Consider the following 20,746-nt stretch of genomic DNA (forward strand, 5'->3'; position numbering starts at 1 on the left):
CGCCAGGCGCAGGGAGTGGTGCAGAGGGATCTTATGGAGCATCTGCCGCCAACCCCTCCCAGCGCGGCGCCAGGTCGTGCGCCACGTCGATGAGGTCGAGCGCGCGCGCCACGCTGTAGTCCACCACCTCGCCCACGGTCTGCGGGCGCAGGTAGAAGGCAGGCAGTGGCGGGCAGACGATGGCGCCCATCTCGGTCACCGCCACCATGTTGCGCAGGTGCGTGAGGTGCAGCGGCGATTCGCGCACCATCAGCACCAGGCGGCGGCGCTCCTTGAGCGCCACATCGGCCGCGCGCGTGAGCAGGTTGTCGGCCAGGCCATGGGCGATGGCCGCCAGCGTGCGCATGGAGCACGGTGCGACCACCATGGCGTGGCACTGGAACGAGCCACTCGCAATCGCCGCGCCCACGTTGGCCACATCGTGCACGCGGTGCGCCAGGGCCTCCACGGCGGGGCGGTCCATGTCGAGCTCGTGCCGCAGGTTGCGCCAGCCGGCATCCGACACGACCAGGTGCGTCTCCACGCCCGGCTGGCTGCGCAGCACCTGCAAGAGGCGCGCGCCATACACGGCGCCGCTGGCGCCCGAGATGGCAACGATGATGCGGCGCGGTTGTTGGGTGTCAGCCATGCGAGGGCTCCACGGCGGCGGGCCGCAGCGCCGGGCGTTGCAGGGGCTGCGCCATCTGGTCGGCCTCCACCTGCTCCAGCACCAGCGCGGCCTGCACGGGGTCGAAGTCTTCGTGCACGCGCTTTTTCACGCCGTATTGCTGCAGCTGGTAATGCCGGTCGGCAGCGATGCCATGGCGCGCCAGCGTGCTTTTGACGCAGACCAGCGGGCAACCGTCGAGCGCAATGATGGGCCGGCCCGAGCGGACGATCTTCATCAGGTGCGGCACATCGCCGCCCACGCCGGCGATGCACGACATCTCGGCCACGCCGCGCCGGTCGAGCTGCAGCGCCACATGGTTGGCCAGCTGCGCGGCGCTGGAGCAGCCGGAGCAGGAATAGACCAGGGGGTGGTTGGGATCGGCGGCCATGGTCATCGTCCGGCGCTGCGCGCGGAATCCATGCGCTGGCGCAGGCGGCCCAGCACCTGGCGCGGCGTCCACTGGCGCGGGTCGAGCACGGGCAGCTCGATGGCGTCGAGCGCGTTTTTCACCACCAGGCCCAGCTCGGTGTCGCCCTCCATGGACAGGCGGCGGTTGAAGAACAGGGTGTCGGGGTCTTGCTGGCGCTGGGCCAGCAGCAGAAAGTCGTGGGCGGTGGCACTCAGCGTCAGGTCGGCCACGGCGGGTGCCACCAGCGGGGCCTGGGGCGCAAAACGCTGGCCGGTCCAGGCGAAGTCGAAGGTCAGGCGTGCATCGCGCACCTGCACGCGCATCTTCTTGTGCAGCATCAACTGGCCCACGTCGGCGGGCAGGTGCCGTGCCAGCGCCAGGTTGAGCGCGGTCACCAGCAGCAGCGAGCCGGGGTAGGCGGGCAGGCGCGACAACAAGGCCCCCACCGGAGCGGGAACCACCAGAAGATCAGAAGAAGCAGCCATGGCGTGGGCGTGGCACTCGGGCCAGGGTGAAAAGCACGGTGAACATCAGGAGGCGGTGGCGGTGGCACCGGCGTGCCCCTGCTCCAGACCGGGACGGCCCAACCAGTAGCCATTGCAGGGCTGGTCGGGCATGAAGGGCTGCATGCGCTCGACATAATCCACGCCGCCGGCCTGCGCCGGTCCGCGCGCTTCGTCGAACAGCGCGATGATCTGCGCCATGTGCTGCGACTGCGGGCTCAGCCGCACCAGGTCCACACCCATGGCGCCCATCGCGGCCAGTTCGTTGGCCAGGTTGTAGACGCGGGCCGATTGTGTCTGCGTGCCATTGAGCACGAGAAAGTCCTCGCTCTCGCGCGTACGCAGCGTCAGGCCGTCGGCGTGCTCCAGGCAGCTGAAACCGCAGTCGTCCTTGGGCAGGTTGCAGTGGCGCGCGGTGAAGCAGCGCGCCGAGTAGGCCAGCGGCATGCGCCCGTAGGCGAACACTTCCGTTTCGAGCCCGGCCGGGCGGTTCACCAGCATGGCGGCCAGGGCATCCTGCGCCATCTCCAGCGGCATCACCCAGCGGCTGGCACCCAGCTGGGCCATCCATTGCAGCGAGGGTGCGTTGTACAGGTTCAGGTGCGGGCCGGCCACGAAGGGGCGCCCCACCGTTGGGCCCGACAGGCAGCGCACCGCCCCCATGTCGTTGGCCTCGACGGTGAAGCCGGTGTTGGCGGCGATCTTGTGCAGCACGCTCACGTCCGAGCCCGACTCGATCAGCACCTGCGTGGACAGCACGGCCTGCTTGCCCGCGTCCTGCAGCATGCGGGCGATGTCCAGCCAGTCGGCCAGGCGCAACTCATGGCGGCGCGAGCACACGGTTTCGCCCAGATAGACCACGTCGAGCGGCGTGGCGGCCATGGCCTCATAAAAAGCAAAGATGGTTTCGCGCGGCCAGTAATACAGCAGCGGACCCAGGGATAGTTTCATCACGGTACTCTCTATGTTTCAGGGCGTTGGGCGCAGCCCACTTGGCATAAAACTGGCGCGCTCCAGGCCAGCGGACGCCGCGCAAGGGCCGCCCCGCCGCGCTGGCGTCGTCCCCCTTCCCCTAGCGCGAAGCGTATAGAGAGAAGGGGGAAGCCGCGCAGCGGCTCAGGGGGTTGTGTCATCACTTCCAGGGGCGGTGGTAGGCGCCCAGCGTGTGCTGCTGACCCTCGGCCACCTGGTCGAGGCTGGCCATCCAGGTCGTCTTGGGGGCATAGCGGTGGGGATTGGCCAGGCACTGGTCCATGGCCTCGCGCCAGACCTTGGTGACCTGCGCCACATAGGCCGGGCTGCGCTGGCGGCCTTCGATCTTGATGGCGCGCACGCCGATTTTCGACAGCTGGGGCAGCAGTTCCAGCGTGTTGAGGCTGGTGGGCTCTTCGATGGCGTAGTAGTTCTCGTCGTCGCCCACATCGAAGCGGCCCTTGCACAGGGTAGGGTAGCCGGCGTTCTCGCCGGGTGCGTAGCGGTCGATCAGCACGCCGTTCAGGCGCGACTCGCGGCCCTGCGGCGTTTCCTGCCAGCGCACGGCCTTCGGCGGCGAGCACACGCCATGCGTGTTGGGCGACTCACCCGTGACGTAGGACGACAGCGCGCAGCGCCCCTCGACCATCACGCACAGGCTGCCAAAACCAAACACCTCGATCTCCACCGGCGTCTTGTCGATGACCTGGCGCACCTGCTCCATCGACAGCACGCGCGGCAGCACGGCGCGCACGATGCCGAACTGCTCGCGGTAGAAGTTGATGGCCTCGTAGTTGGTGGCCGAGCCCTGCACCGACAGGTGCAGGCGCAGCTGCGGATGGCGCTGCGCGGCGTATTGCATGAGCCCGGGGTCGGCCAGGATGACGGCATCCACGCCCAGCTCCACCGCCTTGTCCATGGCGCTGCGCCAGGGTGCGGGGTCGGACGCCTGGGGGTAGGTGTTCAGCGCCATGAACACCTTGCAGCCACGCTCGTGCGCATAGCGGATGCCATTGGCGATGGCCGCCTCGTCGAAATTGAGGCCGGCGAAGTTGCGGGCGTTGGTGGCGTCGCGCAGGCCCAGGTAGACGCAGTTGGCACCGTTGTCCACCGCCGCCTTCAGGGCCGGCAGGCTGCCGGCGGGGCAGACCAGTTCAAGGGCAGGCGCCGCAGGGGGCGCCGCAGGAGGGTTCAGGGATTCCATGGCAAACGATCAATGGCCGGCTCCGGGCATGGAGCCATGGCACTGGCGGCACCTTAGCGATCACGGGCCACCGGGTGGCTGATCTTCATCAACTGCAGGCCACAATGCCGGACAACCGATGCCGGGCTTTGATGCAACCCATGTTTCGGGCAGCGCCCGCTCACCAGGTAGGCTCTCCTCTTTTCTCCACACCCCACTGCCGTGAACAGAAACCTCTGGCTGCTGGCCCTTTGCCAGGGCCTTTTCCTGACCAACAACGTGGTCTTCATCGCCATCAACGGCCTGGTGGGCCTGCAACTGGCGCCATTCGGCTGGATGGCCACGCTGCCCGTGATGGGCTATGTGGTGGGCGGCGCCCTGTCCACCCCGCTGGTGGCACGCAGCCAAAGGCGCTGGGGACGGCAGGTGTCGTTCCAGATCGGGCTGGCCGTGGCGGTGGCATCCGCCGCGCTGTGTGCCTGGGCGGCTTTCAGCGCCAATTTCTGGCTGCTGTGCACTGCGACCCTGGTGGCAGGCTACTACAGCGCCAACGGCCAGCTCTATCGCTTTGCAGCCGCCGAACTGTCGCTGCCTGCTTTCCGCGAAAAGGCCGTTTCACTGGTGCTCGCCGGTGGCCTGCTGGGCGCCGTCACGGGCCCCAATCTGGCCAGCGCCACGCGCACGCTGTTCCCTGTGCCTTTTGCGGGGGCTTACATCGCGCTGATGGGCGTGGCGCTCATCGCCATGGCCTGCATGGCCGCCATCCGCTTTGAGGCGCAGCCACCGGTGCTCGACGCGGCAGGCCAGCCCGCCCAAGGCCGGCCCCTGGCCGAACTGCTGCGGCAACCGGCTTTCATCGTGGCAGTGCTGGGCGCCGCCCTGGGCTACGGCGTGATGAACCTGCTGATGGCCGCCACGCCGCTGGCCATGCAGGTCTGTGGCTTCGCCTTTGACGATGCGGCAACGGTGCTGCAATGGCATGTGATCGGCATGTTTGCGCCGGGCTTCTTCACGGGCCACCTCATCAACCGCTTTGGCGTGCTGGCGGTCATGGGGGCGGGCGTGCTGCTGAACGCCGCCTGCGTGGTGATTGCGCTGATGGGGCTGGAGCTGCAGCACTTTGGCGTGGCCCTGTTCCTGCTGGGCGTGGGCTGGAACTTTCTGTTCACCGGCGCCACGGCGCTGGCCCTGACGGCCTACCGCCCCGAGGAAAAAGACCGTGCCCAGGCCGCCATCAATTTCTGCGTTTTTGCCACCCTGGCGCTTAGCTCTTTTTCGTCAGGCGTGCTGGTCACCACGCAGGGTTGGACGCTGCTGAACGCGGGCTCGCTGGTCCCGATCGCCGTGACGGGGCTGGCGCTGGCATGGCTCGCGCTGCAGCGCAGGCGCGCAGTGCCGGTGCGCTCAACGCAATAGCTGCAACCGCAGCGTCCACGGGTTCCAGAAAGCCTATATGGCTTGAACTCATCCGGCCATGGCACCCGGGGGTGCCAGCGGGCAATGGCGCACCAGCCACTGGTGCAGCAGGCCATACACCGGCGCGGCCAGCGCGGGGCTTTCATTGAACAGTTCGTGGAACAAGGGCTCAAAGCATTGCGACTGCACCACACTCTGGGGTGCCGCCGCGGCAAAGGCCCGGCTGCCAGCAGGATGGACCAGTCGGTCGGCCCCCGCCCACATCAGCAGGGTGGGCACACCCCAGTGCCTGGCACGCGCCATGGTGGCCGGCCCCGCGTCGGCCATGAACCGTGCCAGGCGGCCGCTGATGCGGTCATGGCACAGCGGATCGGCCAGGTAGGCGGCCACCACAGCCGGGTCGTGCGAGAGGTATTGCGCATCCAGCCCGTTGCCCACGCGCAGGTTGGGCGCGATGCGCGGCAGCATGGCCAACAGCAGCTTTTGCACGGCGTTGAGCCCCAGGTCCAGCGCGGGCGATGACAGCACCAGCCCATCCACCGGCCGCAGGTGCAGCGACACGAACCGCGCCGCCACCAGCCCGCCCAGGCTGTGGCCCAGCAGCACCAGCGGCTGGCCTGGCGCCATGCGGGCACGGGTGGCGTCCACCATGTCGGCCAGATCGTCGAGCAGGCGCATGGCCGTGGTGAGGCCGCCGCGCGGCCCGCCCGACTCGCCGTGGCCAAACTGGTCGTAGCCCCGCACGGCAAAGCCCCAGGCATTGAGGCGCCGCGCCAGGGCGTCGTACCGCCCCACATGCTCGCCCAGGCCATGCACCAGCAGCACGGTGCCGCGGGGTGCGCCCTCCATCAGGGGCCAGTCCTGGACGGCCAGGTTCTCACCGTCTGCCGCGGTGAAGGTCGTCAAGGTGCTCAAGGTGGATACAACAGCGTCAGACATGGGCGGGACGACCAAGGTTGGGAGCAAGCGAAGTGCACGGGTGGCATGCGTTGCGGTGGAGGTTCCAGCAGATTGCCGGGGTGGTTGGCGCGCGCGCCCTGCCGGTGCTCAGGCCGTAGCGGCCGCCGAGGCGGCCTGCCGGGCCATGGCGCCGATCACCTGCGCTACCGAGGCGGTGAGGCGTTTGGCATAGGGCACATGCAAAAACTCGTTGGGACCATGCGCATTGCTCTTGGGGCCGAGCACGCCGCACACCATCATCTGGGCTTTCGGAAAACCCTCGCTGAGCATGTTCATCAGCGGGATGGTGCCGCCCTGGCCGATGTAGCCGCAGGGTGCACCAAAATGCGCCTGCGAAGCTGCGTTGAGCGCCTGCTCGAACCAGGGCGTGGTGGCGGGGGCGTTCCAGCCCGTGGCGCCGCCACCGCCGTCGAACGTGACCCGGGCCTGGTAGGGCGCGTTGTCTTCGAGCAGGGCCTTCAAGTCCTGCACGGCCCGGGCTGCGTCCACCAGCGGCGGCAGGCGCAGGCTGAGCTTGAAGGCGGTGTAGGGTCGCAGCACATTGCCCGCGTCCTGCAGGGCCGGAAAGCCCTCAGCACCGGTCACGCTGAGCGTGGGCTCCCAGGTGCGCTTGAGCAGGGCCTGCAGCGGGTCGGTGGTGGTGGGCAGCGCAAAGGTGGTGGAGCCGCCGCAGTCGTAATGCGCCCACGGAAAGCGCCGGGTCACCTCGTCGCCCAGGATGGCGGCCGTGGCACGGGCCTGGGCCAGGCGGTCGGCAGGCACCTGGCAATGGAAGCTGGCGGGCAGCAGGCGGCCGGTGGCACTGTCTTCCAGGCGGTCGAGCACCTGGCGCATGATGCGGAAGCTGGACGGCACCAGGCCCGAGGCGTCGCCCGAGTGGATGCCTTCGGTGAGGATCTCGACCTTGAGCGTGCCGCTGGCCATGCCGCGCAGGCTGGTGGTGAGCCAGAGCTGGTCGTAGTTGCCGGCGCCGCTGTCCAGGCAGATCACCAGACCCACATCGCCCAGGCGCGCGCGCAGGGCATCGATGTAGGGCAGCAGGTCGTGCGAGCCGCTTTCCTCGCAGGTTTCGATGAGGCCCACGATGCGCGGGTGCGGCACGTTCTGGCGCTGGAGTTCCTGCACGGCGGCGATGCTGGCGTACACGGCATAACCATCGTCGGCGCCGCCGCGCCCGTAGAGCTTGCCGTCTTCGTACTTGGGCGTCCAGGGGCCGAGGTCGCTGCGCCAGCCGGAAAACTCGGGCTGCTTGTCCAGGTGGCCATACATCAGCACGGTCTGGGTGGCGGCGGCCTCGGTGGCCTCGATCTCGAAGAACAGCACCGGGGTGCGGCCGGGCAGACGCACGATTTCCAGGTGCAGGCCCGCCACCTTCTGCGCCTCGATCCAGGTGGCAGCATTGCGCACCACGGTGTCGAGCAGGCCCTGCTGCGCCCAGTCGGGGGCAAAGGTGGGCGACTTGGCCGGAATGGCGATGTATTCGGTGAGCTGGCGCAGGATGTCGCTGTCCCATGTCTGGCCGATCCGCTCCAGCGCCAGCGCGGGTTCAAGGATTTGAGAGGGGACACGGGCGTTCATGGGCGGGCTCCTGCGGCGTTGCGAAAACCGCATTCGACCACAACGTGCACGCAGGCGCCAAGTTCTCAGTGGCCAGGCGAGGAACGCGTATCAGGAGGGGCCTGCTTCGGCCCCGGGGTGGAGGCGCGGTCCAGCGCACGGATCAGCGCGCGGCGGTTCTCCGCGCCGGCGAGAGCATCCACCGCCGCCATGGTGCGGTTGCTTTCATCGGCACGGTGCATGGCATGCTGACAAAGCCGATCGAATCGAGCAGCACCACCAGGCCAATGGCCATCCATGACCTGGCGCGCCACGGAGCGGTTGTGGGCAAAGGAGGCGGCCATGAGGGGGTCATCAGGCGTGCTCGAAATGGAACACGGCCGTGCCCGCCCGCGCGTTCGGGCACCAGCGAACCGTGCGCCCGGCCTGCAGGCCGAACGCATCGATCACGCGCAGGTGGTTCTTGAGCGCCAGCACCTCGAAATCCTTGTAGGTGCCCACGCGGATGTTGGGTGTGTCGTACCACTGGTAGGGCAGGCGCCGCGTGACCGGCATGCGCCCGCGCAGCACCGACAGGCGGTTGGGCCAGTGCGCGAAGTTGGGGAAGGCCACCACGCCGGTGCGACCCACGCGGGCGGTTTCTCGCAGCATGACCTCGGCGTTGCGCAGGTGCTGCAGGGTGTCGATCTGCAGCACCACGTCGAAAGAGTTGTCGCCAAACATGGCCAGGCCCTCGTCGAGGTTGAGCTGGATCACGTCCACCCCGCGCTGCACGCAGGCCAGCACGTTGGCGTCGGCTATCTCGATGCCGTAGCCGCTGCAGCCTCGTTCACGTTGCAGGTAGGACAGCATGGCGCCGTCGCCACAACCCAGGTCGAGCACGCGCGAGCCGGGTGGAACCATGCGGGCAATGGCCTGCATCGTGGTTTGCTCGGTCATGCCAGCTCCTTTGCAATGCTATCGAAGTAAGAGCTCATGACGTTCATGTAACGGGCGTCATCGAGCAAGAAGGCATCATGCCCGTGGGGGGCATCGATTTCGGCGTAGCTCACGCTGCGTCGGTTATCGAGCAGGGCTTTCACGATCTCGCGGCTGCGCCGGGGAGAAAACCGCCAGTCGGTGGTGAAACTGACCAGCAAAAATTTGGCCGTGGCGCGTGCCAGCGCCTGGGTGAGGTCGCCGCCATGGCCGCGCGCCGGATCGAAGTAATCGAGCGCGCGCGTGATCAGCAGGTAGGTGTTGGCATCGAAATACTCGCTGAACTTGTCGCCCTGGTAGCGCAGGTAGCTTTCGATCTGGAACTCGATGTCCTGGGTGCTGTACAAATAATCGCGAAGGTCCGGCGCTGGGCCGCCCCGAGCCGGACCAGTCCCCTCGGGGAGCGTGGGGGCACGCAGACTGCGGCCGAACTTCTCGTTCATCACATCGTCGCTCAAATACGTGATGTGGCCGATCATGCGCGCGATGCGCAGGCCGCGCTTCGGGATCACGCCGTGGCGGTAAAAATGGCCGCCGTGGAAGTCGGGGTCGGTGACGATGGCGCGGCGCGCCACCTCGTTGAAGGCAATGTTCTCGGCCGTGAGGTTGGGGGCGCTGGCCACCACCACGGCATGGCGCACCCGTTCGGGGTACTGCAGCGTCCAGGACAGGGCCTGCATGCCACCCAGGCTGCCGCCCAGCACGGCAGCCAGCTGCGTGATGCCCAGCCGCTCCAGCAGCCGGGCCTGGGCGTTGACCCAGTCCTCCACCGTCACCACCGGAAAATCGGCACCGTAGACCTCGCCCGTGTCCGGGTGCAGGTGCATGGGACCGGTGGAGCCGAAGCATGAGCCCAGGTTGTTCACGCCGATCACGAAGAGCCGGTTGGTATCCACCGGCTTGCCGGGGCCAATCATGTTGTCCCACCAGCCCTCGCTCTTGTCCTGGCCCTCGTACACGCCGGCTACATGGTGCGAGGCGTTGAGGGCGTGGCACACCAGCACAGCGTTGGACGCGTCGGCATTGAGCGTGCCGTAGGTTTCGTAAGCCAGGTGGTAATCACGGAGCGACGCGCCGCTTTGCAGCGGCAGCACCTCCGGAAAATGCATGGTCTGGGGTGTGGCAATGAACGACATAAAAAAACCCGGCGTCGCTAAAAACGAGGCCGGGATGTGTCGGACGGGTCTTTAGCAGAATTTATTAAGCGCCCGCAAGCTGTGGCAAATCGGCGCATGCGGCAAATATACCAAAAGGGCCGCCCGGCGGCGACCCTGGCCCATCAGGCCGGCGCAAAAATCGCCACCAGCCCGAGGACCACGAAAATGGCCGCAGACACAAGGTGCACGATGCGGATGGGCACCAGGCGCGTGATGCGGTCGCCCAGCCAGACCACGGGCGCATTGGCCAGCATCATGCCCAGCGTGGTTCCGGCGACGACCCACAGGTAGGCGTTGTACTGCGCCGCCAGCATGACGGTGGCGATCTGCGTCTTGTCGCCCATCTCGGCCAGGAAAAAAGCCACCAGCGTGGTGCCGAACACCCCCCAGCGCGGCGAGCCGTCGGCATCGCCTTCGTCGAGCTTGTCCGGAATCAGCATCCACACCGCCATGGCAATGAAGGAGGCACCCAGAATCCAGCGCAACATCTGCGGCCCCACCAAGGTAGTCACCCAGGCGCCAACGGCCCCCGCCAACCCGTGGTTGGCCAGCGTGGCGACCAGGATGCCCAGCACAATGGGCCAGGGTTTTCGGAAACGCGCAGCCAATACCAGCGCCAGCAGCTGGGTCTTGTCGCCCATCTCGGCCAGGGCGACGATGGCGGTAGAAACAAAGAAGGCTTCCATGGGGAGGGGGGTCCAATCCGGCCGGATGGGTGGTGAACGCATTGACCGCACACCAACTCCGGCCAATGGATCGGCATGCAGTCAATGGTCTCGCCCAGCTCATCACAAGCCGCGTGCGCCATAGGTTGTAGGAACCCAAGTGTGTTGACGCAAGCCCCCGGCGCCTTGTGCGGCCGGGCGGGCTACTCCCCAAAGACGGCGCTATTTTAGTGCAACGCGTTCCCAGGGTCCCTTTACAACGTTTTCTACCCGAAAAATTTCTCCTTAGAAATAAATATCCGCGCAGCGCATAAAAGTGACTGATAATGGCTTGGCTTTTTCTGCCCAGCAGGAAAGCAGTTAAGTTAGCGGTGATTGGTCAGTTTCGCGTCTTTGAAGTCGTCACAGGTTTGTTGATTGCGTAGGACTCCCATCGCGTTTTCATGTTTTTTCAGGAGTCCTTCATGGGCAACAAACTTTACGTGGGCAACCTGCCCTACTCTTTCCGCGACGAAGACCTGCAGCAGACCTTCAGCCAGTACGGCTCGGTCGGCAGCGCCAAGGTCATGATGGAGCGCGACACCGGCCGCTCCAAGGGTTTCGGCTTTGTCGAAATGGGCAGCGATGCCGAAGCCCAAGCCGCCATCCAGGGCGTGCATGGTCAGAATTTCGGTGGCCGTGACCTCGTGGTCAACGAAGCCCGCCCCATGGAGCCACGCGCTCCCCGTAGCGGTGGTTTCGGTGGTGGCAATGGCGGCGGCGGTTACGGCGGCGGCCGTAGCGGTGGTGGCTACGGCGGCGGTTACGGTGGTGGCCGTGAAGGTGGTGGCGGCTACGGCGGTGGCCGCAACAGCTACTAAGACCGTTCAGCAGGTGTTCGCACCTGCCACCGGAAAACAAGGAGCCTCAGGGCTCCTTTTTTCATGGGCGCGGCATTGTTGCCACAGCGGGCAAAAGCACTTGCGTTTTCCCAAAAACTGTGCGACATATCCCATTTGCGGGGTTTTTCTCGCCTAAAAGTTTGCGGTGATCCGTCGGTTTCGCGCTCAAGGCTTCGTTGAGATCAACTGGCTGCGTTTTCGGGACTCCATCGCTTTATCCATGTGTTTTTGAGGAGTCCCGTGATGGGCAACAAACTGTATGTCGGCAACCTCCCTTATTCGGTGCGCGACAGCGATCTGGAACAGGCCTTTGCTCAATTTGGTGCCGTAACCAGCGCCAAGGTCATGATGGAACGCGATACTGGTCGCTCCAAGGGCTTTGGCTTCGTCGAGATGGGCAGCGATGCCGAAGCGCAGGCGGCCATTCAGGGCATGAACGGCCAGCCCCTGGGAGGCCGTGGCATCGTTGTCAATGAAGCCCGCCCGATGGAGCCACGTCCGCCCCGCAGTGGTGGAGGCTTTGGCGGTGGTGGCTACGGTGGCGGCGGACGCAGCGGTGGTGGCGGATACGGCGGCGGCGGTGGCGGATACGGCGGCGGCGGTGGTGGCTACGGCGGCGGCCGTGAAGGCGGCGGCGGTGGCTATGGAGGTGGTGGCCGAGGCGATGGCGGCGGCTACGGCGGCGGCGGACGCAGCGAGGGCGGTTTCCGCAGCCCCTATGGCACGGGCTCACGCAATGGTGGCCGCAGCGGTGGCGGCTATGGCGGCGGCGACAGTTACTGAGCCGCTCGCCCGTAGTTTGTCTTGAGCGGAAGGCCCCTTCGGGGGCTTTTTTCATGGCCGGAAGCTTGGAATGTTCGCACGAGCGGCCCAGTTTTCCGGAACCGGCGCGCCATCCCAAGGACCACCCTGCTCCCACCCACTGCAGCTATGGCTCTGCACCCTGGCGTTGCTTGCGGGGACGGCCGGCCAGCAGTGGGTCGAACACCGCGTTCGGGAGCATGCGCAGCAGCTTGGCGACCACGCCCATTTGCCAGGGGATGACCCGGTAGCGCGCACCCGCAGCGATGACCTTGAACGCGCGGTCGGCAAAATCATCGGCACGCATCAGAAACGGCATGGCATAGCGGTTCTGGCGGGTGAGCGGTGTGTCGACATAGCCCGGTGAAATGGTGACCACGCGCACCCCATGCGGGCGCATTTCGCCACGCAGGCTTTCGCAATAGCTGATGACCGCCGCCTTGCTGGCGCAATACGCCCCATGCCCTGGCAAACCGCGAATGCCCGCCACGCTGCCGATACCCACCAAGGTACCGCCGCGGCGTTGCACCATGCCCTCCACAAACGGCTGGAAGGTGGCCGCCATGCCGATGGCGTTGGTGGCAAAGGTGCGTGCCATGACGTCGATGTCGGCACGGATGGCGGTGTCCATGCCCACGCTGATGCCGGCGTTGGCAATCACCACATCGGGCAACCCCTGGCGCGCGATGCAATCCTGGCCTGCCGCCATGATGCTGGCGGGTACAGACACATCGGCACTATAAATTTCATAGCTATCAGCGCTTATACCTTGAGCGTCAGCCCATGATCTGATCTCAACTATGCGCCGCGCCACCAGCGCCAGCCGGTAGCCTTGCCGGTAAAAGCGCAGGGCCAGGGCCTGGCCAATGCCGCTGGAGGCACCCGTGATGAAAACAAGAGGAGCCGCCATGGGGGTCGCCTGGGTGCTGCGGGCAAGCTATCGCGTCGCAGCGGGCATCAGCACACCCCGCACACGCCCGCGCAACTGGAGCACCTGATCCACGTGGTCATATTCCATGGCATCGGCCGTGAACCGGTCGTTGCCACGCGTGAGCACGACAGGCTGGTCGGAACGAACACGCTCGGCCTGGGTAAATGCATGCAGGAATTCGCCACGGAACTCCAGGCGCGGCTGGACCTCGCGCGTGACCACCGCGTTACCCAAAAGCTGCACCTCCGAGCCGTCGCCATTGCTCAGGGCGCGACGGGCCGTGGCGACGGTGAGCACGCCCTGCGGCGTCACCGATCGCATGCGCACGTTGTCGATTTCCAGGGTGTCCGTGTCGGGATAATGCCGCCCCACGTCACCCGTCACCTCGCTTTGCATGCGCCCTGTGGCATCAAAGCTCTTGACCGAAAAACCCTTCATGAAATAGTCGGGCTCGTGCAGGCGGCTGGGCTCGCTCGCTGGAGGCAGGGGCGCGGGGGCATTGCGTACCAGCCACCAGGTGCCCATGGCCAGCAATCCCATGAGGATGATCGGGAGATACAGCGTGAACCGCTCCCAGCCCTGGCGCAGCACGGGACTCATAGGGTGTACCCCGCCAGCAAGGCTGCATAGCGGCCACTGGCCACCAGCAGCAGGTCGCAGAACTCGCGCGCAGCGCCCTCTCCGCCGCGCGCCTGGGTCGTGTATTGGGCGACATGGCGCACCTCCACATGGGCATTGGCAGGTGCACAGGCCAGAGCGCAGCGGCGCATGACGGGCAGATCCGGCCAGTCGTCGCCCATGGCGGCCGCCTGCGTCCAGTCCAGTCCCAGATGGGCCAGCATCTGCTCGGCGGCGGGCCGCTTGTCTTCGGTACCGAACACGGCATGCTCGATACCCAGCGCCTGCAGCCGCAGGCGCAGCGGGGCAGAATCGCGGCCGGTGATCACGGCCGGGGTGATGCCGGCCTTTTGCAGCAATTTGAGACCGTGCCCGTCCAGGGTGTTGAAGCGCTTGAGCGTTTCGCCAGCTTCGCTGATGTACAGGCCGCCATCGGTCAGCACCCCGTCCACATCAAAAAAGGCCACGCGCACGCCCTGCGCCTGCAGGAGCAGCTCGGGGGGAAATTGCAGTACGGGCAGGGTCATTTCAACAAAGGGCATGGCAAAGGGGATAGGCGCAGCCTAGGCCAGTGCACCCGTGGAACCGGCTTTGCCGGGCACCGGGTGCGTCCCTCTCAGGGGGGAAGGCGCGCAGCGACTCAGGGGGGGTCATATGACTTTCGCGCGCATGAGATCGCGGATGTGGACCACGCCTTCCAGCGTGCCGTTGGCGCCCACCACCAGCACACTGGTGATGCCGTGGGTTTCCATCATTTCGGCGGCATTGACGGCCAGGGCGCCGGGCGCAATGCGGCGGGGTGTGGCATGCATGACCTGGGCGGCCGTGGCCGTGCGCAGGTCGGCGCCGGCTTCGATGCGGCGGCGCAAGTCACCGTCGGTGAAGATCCCCAGCACCTGCCCCGCGCCATCGACCACGGCGGCACAGCCCAGCCCCTTGGCACTCATCTCCCGCATCAACGCACTGAACGAGGCCTCGGGCAAAACCCGGGGAACGGCGTCGCCGGAGCGCATGACATCGCTCACATGCGTCAGCAGTTTGCGGCCCAGGGCGCCGCCGGGGTGCGAACGGGCAAAGTCTTCCGGACGAAAGCCGCGCGCATCGAGCAAGGCCACGGCCAGGGCATCGCCCATGGCCAGCTGCGCGGTGGTGCTGGCCGTGGGCGCCAGGTTCAGCGGGCAGGCCTCGCGCTCCACGCTGCAGTCGAGCGTGAGGTCGGCGTGGCGGGCCAGCGTGGAGTGCGGGCCGCCCGTCATGGCGATCAGGGGCACGCCCAGGCGCTTGAGCACCGGCAGCAGCGCCGTGAGCTCGCCGCTTTCGCCGCTGTTGGAGATGGCCAGCACCAGGTCTTCTGCCGTCACCATGCCCAGATCGCCGTGGCTGGCCTCGGCGGGGTGCACAAAGAATGCCGGCGTGCCGGTGGACGCCAGCGTGGCCGCGATCTTGCGCCCGATGTGGCCGCTCTTGCCCATGCCCATGACCACCACGCGCCCCGCGGTCTGCAGCACCCGCTGCACGGCCTGCACGAAACTGCCGTCCAGGCGCGCCGCCAGTCCCGTGAGGGCAGCGGCCTCGATGTCAAACGTTTCCCGCGCCAGGCGCAGGACCTGATCCGGATCAAGGGGGAAATGGACGGCGGAAGTCATGCGCGGATTCTATCGACCGGGGTGCACGGGCTCGGATAGCATCGGTCCATGTCCTCACTCGCGCTGACCTTGCTGTACCTCCTGGCCGCAGTGTTGGGCGTGGTGGTATGCCGCAGCCTCAAGCTGCCGCCCATGCTGGGCTACCTGGCCGCCGGGGTGCTGATCGGCCCCCATGCGCTGGCGCTGGCCCAGAACTCGGAAGGCGTGCGCCATCTCGGCGAGTTCGGGGTGGTGTTCCTGATGTTTACCATCGGGCTGGAGTTCAGCCTGCCCAAGCTGCGCGCCATGCGCCGCCAGGTGTTTGGCCTGGGGCTGCTGCAGGTGGTGCTGAGCATGCTGGTGGTCACCGCCCTGGCGCTGGCGCTGGCGCACCTGGTGGGCGGTGTGTGGGAAATGCGCTGGCAGTCGGCCCTGGCACTGTCGGGTGTGCTGGCCATGAGCAGCACGGCTATCGTCGTCAAGCTGATGGCCGAGCGCTCCGAACTCGAAAGCGAGCATGGCCGCCGCGTGATGGGCATCCTGCTGTTCCAGGACCTGGCCGTGGTGCCCCTGCTGGTGCTGATTCCGGCCCTGGGCTCGTCGCCCGACCACCTGCTGACGGCCCTGGGGCTGGCCCTGCTCAAGGCCGTGGTGCTGGTGGGCCTGCTGCTCACGGGCGGCCAGCGGCTGATGCGCTGGTGGCTCACGCTGGTCGCGCGGCGCAAGAGCGACGAGCTGTTCATGCTGAACCTGCTGCTGATCACGCTGGGCCTGGCCTGGCTGACCGAGCTGGCAGGCCTGAGCCTGGCGCTGGGCGCCTTCATTGCCGGGGTGCTGGTTTCGGAGACCGAATACCGGCACCAGGTGGGCACCGACATCCGCCCGTTCCACGACGTGCTGCTGGGCCTGTTCTTCATCACCATCGGCATGATGCTGGACTGGCATATCCTGGTGAACCGCTGGGCGCTGGTGCTGGTGCTGGTCACGGTGCCGCTGCTGCTCAAGCTGGTGCTCATCCTGCTGCTGGCGCGCAGCATGGGCGCCACCACCGGGGTGGCCTTGCGCACGGGGCTGTACCTGGCGCAGGCGGGCGAGTTCGGCTTTGTGCTGCTGGCGCTCACGCAGAGCAATGGCCTGGTGCAGCCGGCGCTGATGAACCCCATTCTGGCGGCCATGGTGCTGTCGATGCTGGCCACGCCGTTTCTCATCCTGTACAGCAACCGCATCGTGATGAGGCTGGTGGCCAGCGACTGGCTGCAGCAGTCGCTGCAGATGACCACCATCGCCCGCAAGTCCATCAACACCAGCAAGCATGTGATCATTTGCGGCTTCGGCCGCTGCGGCCAGAACCTGGCCCGGATGCTGGACCGCGAAGGCATCCCCTACATGGCGCTGGACCTGGACCCCGACCGCGTGCGCCAGGCCGCCGCCGCCGGCCATTCGGTGGTCTATGGGGATGCCACCCGCCTGCAGGCGCTGATGGCTGCTGGCCTGGTGCGCGCCAGCGCGGTGGCGGTGACCTACCTGGATGTGCCGTCGGCGCTCAAGGTGCTGGCCAGCGCGCGCGCCCATGCGCCACAGGTGCCCGTGGTGGTGCGCACCCAGGACGACCTGCACCTGGACAAACTGCAGGCCGCCGGTGCCACGGAGGTGGTGCCCGAAGCCATCGAGGGCTCGCTCATGCTGGCCAGCCATGCGCTGGCGCTGGTGGGAGTGCCCATGCGAAGGGTCTTGCGGCTGGTGCAGGACCAGCGCGACGCGCGCTACCACCTGCTGCGTGGCTATTTCCATGGCGCGGATGACGACACCGTGAACGAGCGCGACCAGGAGCGCCTGGCCACCGTCACCCTGCCGCCGGGGGCCAAGGTCATCGGCAAGCCGCTGGGCGGACTGGCACTGCCCGCCATGGGGGTGCGGGTGGTCAATCTGCGGCGGGGCGACGGCCATCCGGGCGCCGCAGTGGCCGAAGCCTTGCTGGCGGCGGGAGACACGCTGGTGCTATCGGGGCACCCGGCAGCGCTGGCGCTGGCCGAGGACAAATTGCTGCGGGGGTAGCTGGGGCCATCCCCCTGAGGCGCTGTGCGCCTTCCCCTTCTCTCGGCCGCGCCGGGAAGGGGGACGATGCCCTCGCTGCGGGGCGGCCCTTGCTCGGCATCCCTGGCTTGGGGCATGCCACTTGCTGGGGTCAGCACCAGAATTTGAACGAAATGTGATGCAAGCGCTTATCCATCCAGCATTAATTGCTATATTTTTAATATCAATCTAGAGCAATTCTGCCGGCTCGGGTCGCCCGAACAGGTAGCCCTGGAACTGCTGGCAACCGTTGCGCAGCAGAAATGCACGCTGCCCCTCGGTTTCCACCCCTTCGGCCACCACATCCAGCCCCAGGCTGCTGGCCAGCGTGATGATGGTGCAGGCGATGGCCGCATCGTTGGGGTCGGTCAGCACGTCGCGCACAAAACTCTGGTCGATCTTGAGCTGGTCAATCGGCAGGCGCTTGAGATAGCCCAGCGATGAATAGCCCGTACCGAAATCATCCAGCGAAAACCCCACACCCAGGTTGCCCAGGGCCTGCATTTTCAGGATGCTGTCTTCCACGTCGTGCAGCATCAGGCTCTCGGTCAGCTCCAGCTTCAGCCGGTCAGGCCTCGCTCCGGACTCGCGCAAGGTATCCAGCACCTGTGGCACAAACTGGGGGTGCCGAAACTCCTGCGCACTGACGTTCACCGCCACGCTCCAGCCGGCGGTGCGGGGCTGGGCCGCCCACAGCGCCAGCTGGTCGCAGGCCAGGCGCATGACCCGCCGCCCCAGCGGCAGTATCAACCCGGTCTGCTCGGCCAGTGGAATGAAATCGTCCGGCGGCACCATCCCGCGCTGCGGGTGCATCCAGCGCACCACGGCTTCCGCTCCCAGCACATCGCCCGCCGCGTTCACCACGGGCTGGTAGTGCAGCAGGAATTCGTTGTGTTGCAGGCCATGCCGGATATCCCTTTCCAGCGCAGCCCGCGCACTGGCGGCCGCCTGCATGGCGGGATCGAAGAAGCACAGCGTGTTGCGGCCCAGGGCCTTGGCCTGGTACATGGCCAGGTCAGCCCGCTGCAACAGTTCGTGCACCGGCTGCTGCGCGTCCCGGAACAGCGCAATGCCGATGCTCGGCGTGCTGTGCAACTCGCGGTTGTCCACCTCGAAAGGCGCATTCAGCGCAGCGATGATCTTCTGCGCAATGGCTTCCGCTTCGATGGCCGCCTCGGGCTCCACCCCGTGCAGGTGCTGAAGAATCACCACGAACTCGTCACCTCCCAGGCGTGCCACGGTATCCACCGCCCGCACACAGGCCTGCAGGCGCGCGGCCACCTGGACCAGCAGGCGGTCACCCCATTCGTGGCCCAGGGTGTCGTTGATGGCCTTGAAGTTGTCCAGGTCCAGAAACAGCAAGGCGCCATGGCATCCGTCGCTCGCACCACCCAGGGTGGCGTGCTCCAGCCGGTCGAGCAAGAGCCTGCGATTGGGCAAGGCCGTGAGTTCGTCATAGAACGCCAGGCGTTCAATCTCGGCCTCGGCCTGCTTGCGTTCGGTGATGTTGCGCGCAACACCGCGATAGCCGGTGAACCGGCCTTCGGTATCAAAAATGGGTTCGCCACTGATGGACACCCAGATCAGCGTGCCATCGGCGGTGGTGCGCTGCATCTCGAAGTCATGAAAGACCTCGTGGGCTTGCAGCTGTTTGCGGTGCTTGCGCCACTGCCCCGGAGCCACGGCAGTCTCGGGCAGTTCCCAGCGGGTCAGCCCATAGTGCATTTCATCCGGGATACCCCGATCGCGCTCGGCCCTGCCGTCAAACCGGACAAACCGGAAGTCGGCATCCTGCTCCCAATACCAGTCCGAGGAAAGGTGGGTGAGGCTGCGCCAGCGCGCCTCGCTCTCGCGCAACGCCTGCAGCGTGCCCAGGTAGTCGCTCACATCCGTAAACGTGCGCACGCGGCCCCCCGCCTCCAGGCGCCGGGTGCGTACTTCCAGGAAGCGCCCGGCGCGGGTTTTGCGGATATAGGTCGCGGGCACATCGGGCCCGTCGATACGCCCGCCGGTGTGCCCAGATGCCACATAGGCCCGTGCGGGCGCTTCGACCAGTCCGAAATCGGGGCCGAAATCCCCCCGTTCGGCCTGGAATCGCACCACTTCTTCCACCAGCGGCTGCGTTTCCAGCAGCGCTTGCGGCAAATCGAGCAGCTCCAGATAGCGCTGGTTGTAGACACGGATGCGTCCCGTCGCATCCACATTCGTGATGCCCTGTGAAACGCTGGCCAGCGTGCTTTCGAGCGCCCGGGTCTTTTCGGCCAGCAGCGCACTGGTGCGGGCCAGCTGGGATTCGACTTCGCTGCGCGCCAGCGCAGCCCGGCGGGCCAGTTCCAGCTGGCCTACCGTGTTGAGCAGCGGCTGCAGAAACTGTACATCCGCCCTGGAGTAGCCCCCCGGGCGATTGGCCAGCCCGACCATGGCGACCAGCGCCCCGGCGGCATGGATGGGCAAGCCCAGATAGGTTGCGACCACCGGATAGCCCCGCGGCACCCCGGCGCTGCGCGGATCGGCGCCGGGGCTGTTGCTGATGTCGGGCTCGCCCGTGCGCAGCGCCGCACCCATCAGCGGGTCCAGATTGTCGAAAACCATCCCGTCTTGGACATGCTGGGCATAGTGGGCCCGCGAAACGGTGTCCCAGCTGAGATCGGTCATCGCATGCACCCGCAGGAACGGCTGCCCCTCGGGTGAATGCTGCACCTGCCCCACCAGTCCGAACATGCTGTCGGTCAATGCCATCAACTCCTGCAGCACCGCGTCGAACGCAGCGTGAGGGGCTGTGCCGGCAATGAAGAGGGCCTGGACTTTCGAGATGGCCTGCAGCAAGCGGTGCTGGCGCGCCAGCATGGCCTCGGCAGTCTGGCGAGCCCGCACGCCCGTGCTGCGCTCCAGCACCGCCTCGATCTGTGCAGGCAGCGCCAAGAGATGATCGCGTTGCGGTGTCTGCAGCAGAAAATCGCTGAACCCGTGCCGCATGGCCCGTGCCGCCTCAATCTCTTCTCCTGGGTGCACGATGACCAGGGCCGGTACCTCGCCAAGCCATTCCAGCACATCGAAGGCCGTGCCGTCGGCCATGCTGCGCGCCGTCAGCACGACATCGGTCTGGCGGCGGGCCAATATCCAGCGGGCTTGCGCAAGGGTGGACGCCACTTCGACGGTCCAGTCCAGCCGGGAATCCACCAGCGCATGGACCACTGACTGTGCATAGACAGAGTCACCATCGATCAAGAGAACAGAGATGGACATGGACCGATCCGGGGTGCGCAACGCATGCAGCCGCAAAGCCGATGCGGTACAAGGAGAAACAAGAGTTACCCATTATGGGGTTCCGGAAAATCGGCCTTTCTCTCTGGTCCCTGCCCCATCTG

The 20,746-nt window shown here is 66.6% G+C and carries 20 protein-coding genes and 1 riboswitch; of the genes, 4 read left to right on the forward strand and 16 right to left on the reverse strand.

All coding sequences use genetic code 11. The annotated features are described in order from the left end of the window. Window positions 1-31: 31 nt before the first annotated feature. The 5 genes from K225_RS0106185 to K225_RS0106205 all read right to left on the reverse strand — a co-directional run bounded on the left by K225_RS0106185 (window position 32) and on the right by K225_RS0106205 (window position 3,737). Window positions 32-628: a UbiX family flavin prenyltransferase gene (locus tag K225_RS0106185; RefSeq protein ID WP_026435607.1), complete on the reverse strand. Its 597-nt coding sequence runs from the start codon at window positions 626-628 to the stop codon at window positions 32-34. Then, window positions 621-1,043 (reverse strand): putative zinc-binding protein, encoded by a 423-nt coding sequence (locus K225_RS0106190; protein ID WP_026435608.1) that lies wholly within the window; start codon window positions 1,041-1,043, stop codon window positions 621-623. Before K225_RS0106190 ends, K225_RS0106185 begins: the two co-directional genes overlap by 8 nt. After that, window positions 1,040-1,543, reverse strand: coding sequence for an SCP2 domain-containing protein (locus K225_RS0106195; protein WP_026435609.1), 504 nt, complete (start codon window positions 1,541-1,543; stop codon window positions 1,040-1,042). The genes K225_RS0106190 and K225_RS0106195 overlap by 4 nt, the downstream gene beginning before the upstream one ends. A gap of 45 nt (window positions 1,544-1,588) precedes the next feature. Next, the gene (locus K225_RS0106200) at window positions 1,589-2,512 is read right to left on the reverse strand and encodes a U32 family peptidase (protein WP_026435610.1); all 924 of its coding nucleotides are present in this window, start codon (window positions 2,510-2,512) and stop codon (window positions 1,589-1,591) included. A gap of 181 nt (window positions 2,513-2,693) precedes the next feature. After that, window positions 2,694-3,737 carry a peptidase U32 family protein gene (locus K225_RS0106205; protein ID WP_026435611.1) on the reverse strand — a complete coding sequence of 348 codons (1,044 nt, stop codon included), beginning with the start codon at window positions 3,735-3,737 and terminating at the stop codon, window positions 2,694-2,696. A 201-nt stretch (window positions 3,738-3,938) separates the two neighbouring features. Between K225_RS0106205 and K225_RS0106210 the strand changes: the two genes are divergently transcribed. Next, the gene (locus K225_RS0106210; RefSeq protein ID WP_026435612.1) at window positions 3,939-5,132 is read left to right on the forward strand and encodes an MFS transporter; all 1,194 of its coding nucleotides are present in this window, start codon (window positions 3,939-3,941) and stop codon (window positions 5,130-5,132) included. 48 nt (window positions 5,133-5,180) lie between these two features. Here the strand turns inward: K225_RS0106210 and K225_RS0106215 are convergent, their stop codons facing one another. The 6 genes from K225_RS0106215 to K225_RS0106240 all read right to left on the reverse strand — a co-directional run bounded on the left by K225_RS0106215 (window position 5,181) and on the right by K225_RS0106240 (window position 10,470). Further along, window positions 5,181-6,071: an alpha/beta hydrolase gene (locus tag K225_RS0106215; protein WP_026435613.1), complete on the reverse strand. Its 891-nt coding sequence runs from the start codon at window positions 6,069-6,071 to the stop codon at window positions 5,181-5,183. A gap of 108 nt (window positions 6,072-6,179) precedes the next feature. Beyond that, complete coding sequence (locus K225_RS0106220; protein WP_026435614.1) at window positions 6,180-7,670, reverse strand: M20 family metallopeptidase; 1,491 nt, start codon at window positions 7,668-7,670, stop codon at window positions 6,180-6,182. A gap of 65 nt (window positions 7,671-7,735) precedes the next feature. After that, window positions 7,736-7,993, reverse strand: coding sequence for a hypothetical protein (locus K225_RS0106225; RefSeq protein ID WP_026435615.1), 258 nt, complete (start codon window positions 7,991-7,993; stop codon window positions 7,736-7,738). A gap of 10 nt (window positions 7,994-8,003) precedes the next feature. Further along, a complete protein-coding gene (gene metW / locus K225_RS0106230) occupies window positions 8,004-8,588 on the reverse strand; it encodes a methionine biosynthesis protein MetW (protein WP_026435616.1) in 585 nt (194 codons plus the stop codon). Next, window positions 8,585-9,763, reverse strand: a complete 1,179-nt coding sequence (locus K225_RS0106235; protein WP_026435617.1) for a homoserine O-acetyltransferase — start codon at window positions 9,761-9,763, stop codon at window positions 8,585-8,587. The genes metW and K225_RS0106235 overlap by 4 nt, the downstream gene beginning before the upstream one ends. Window positions 9,764-9,906: 143 nt before the next feature. Further along, entirely contained in the window at window positions 9,907-10,470 is a 564-nt protein-coding gene (locus K225_RS0106240; protein ID WP_026435618.1) for a TMEM165/GDT1 family protein, read from the reverse strand. 19 nt (window positions 10,471-10,489) lie between these two features. Beyond that, window positions 10,490-10,673, reverse strand: a riboswitch (yybP-ykoY riboswitch). 240 nt (window positions 10,674-10,913) lie between these two features. Here K225_RS0106240 and K225_RS0106245 point away from each other — a divergent pair. Continuing rightward, on the forward strand, window positions 10,914-11,309 hold the full coding sequence (locus K225_RS0106245; RefSeq protein WP_026435619.1) for an RNA-binding protein: 396 nt from the start codon (window positions 10,914-10,916) through the stop codon (window positions 11,307-11,309). 264 nt (window positions 11,310-11,573) lie between these two features. After that, the gene (locus K225_RS0106250; RefSeq protein WP_026435620.1) at window positions 11,574-12,113 is read left to right on the forward strand and encodes an RNA-binding protein; all 540 of its coding nucleotides are present in this window, start codon (window positions 11,574-11,576) and stop codon (window positions 12,111-12,113) included. A gap of 145 nt (window positions 12,114-12,258) precedes the next feature. On the opposite strand, the gene K225_RS0106255 is transcribed toward K225_RS0106250, so the two are convergent. From K225_RS0106255 to K225_RS0106270, 4 genes are all read right to left on the reverse strand, one after another. Further along, window positions 12,259-13,041: an SDR family oxidoreductase gene (locus K225_RS0106255; protein ID WP_026435621.1), complete on the reverse strand. Its 783-nt coding sequence runs from the start codon at window positions 13,039-13,041 to the stop codon at window positions 12,259-12,261. Window positions 13,042-13,068: 27 nt separating this feature from the next. Next, window positions 13,069-13,662 (reverse strand): LPS export ABC transporter periplasmic protein LptC, encoded by a 594-nt coding sequence (gene lptC, locus K225_RS0106260; protein WP_026435622.1) that lies wholly within the window; start codon window positions 13,660-13,662, stop codon window positions 13,069-13,071. Further along, complete coding sequence (locus K225_RS0106265; protein ID WP_026435623.1) at window positions 13,659-14,222, reverse strand: HAD family hydrolase; 564 nt, start codon at window positions 14,220-14,222, stop codon at window positions 13,659-13,661. Before K225_RS0106265 ends, lptC begins: the two co-directional genes overlap by 4 nt. 108 nt (window positions 14,223-14,330) lie before the next feature. Next, a complete protein-coding gene (locus K225_RS0106270; RefSeq protein ID WP_026435624.1) occupies window positions 14,331-15,326 on the reverse strand; it encodes an SIS domain-containing protein in 996 nt (331 codons plus the stop codon). A 48-nt stretch (window positions 15,327-15,374) separates the two neighbouring features. Between K225_RS0106270 and K225_RS0106275 the strand changes: the two genes are divergently transcribed. Next, a complete protein-coding gene (locus K225_RS0106275; RefSeq protein WP_026435625.1) occupies window positions 15,375-17,360 on the forward strand; it encodes a monovalent cation:proton antiporter family protein in 1,986 nt (661 codons plus the stop codon). A 207-nt stretch (window positions 17,361-17,567) separates the two neighbouring features. Here K225_RS0106275 and K225_RS22750 read toward each other — a convergent pair whose 3' ends face one another. Next, window positions 17,568-20,624 (reverse strand): EAL domain-containing protein, encoded by a 3,057-nt coding sequence (locus K225_RS22750; protein WP_026435626.1) that lies wholly within the window; start codon window positions 20,622-20,624, stop codon window positions 17,568-17,570. Window positions 20,625-20,746 lie beyond the last annotated feature (122 nt).

The organism is Acidovorax sp. JHL-9, from assembly GCF_000426205.1.
Classification (GTDB): domain Bacteria; phylum Pseudomonadota; class Gammaproteobacteria; order Burkholderiales; family Burkholderiaceae_C; genus Acidovorax; species Acidovorax soli.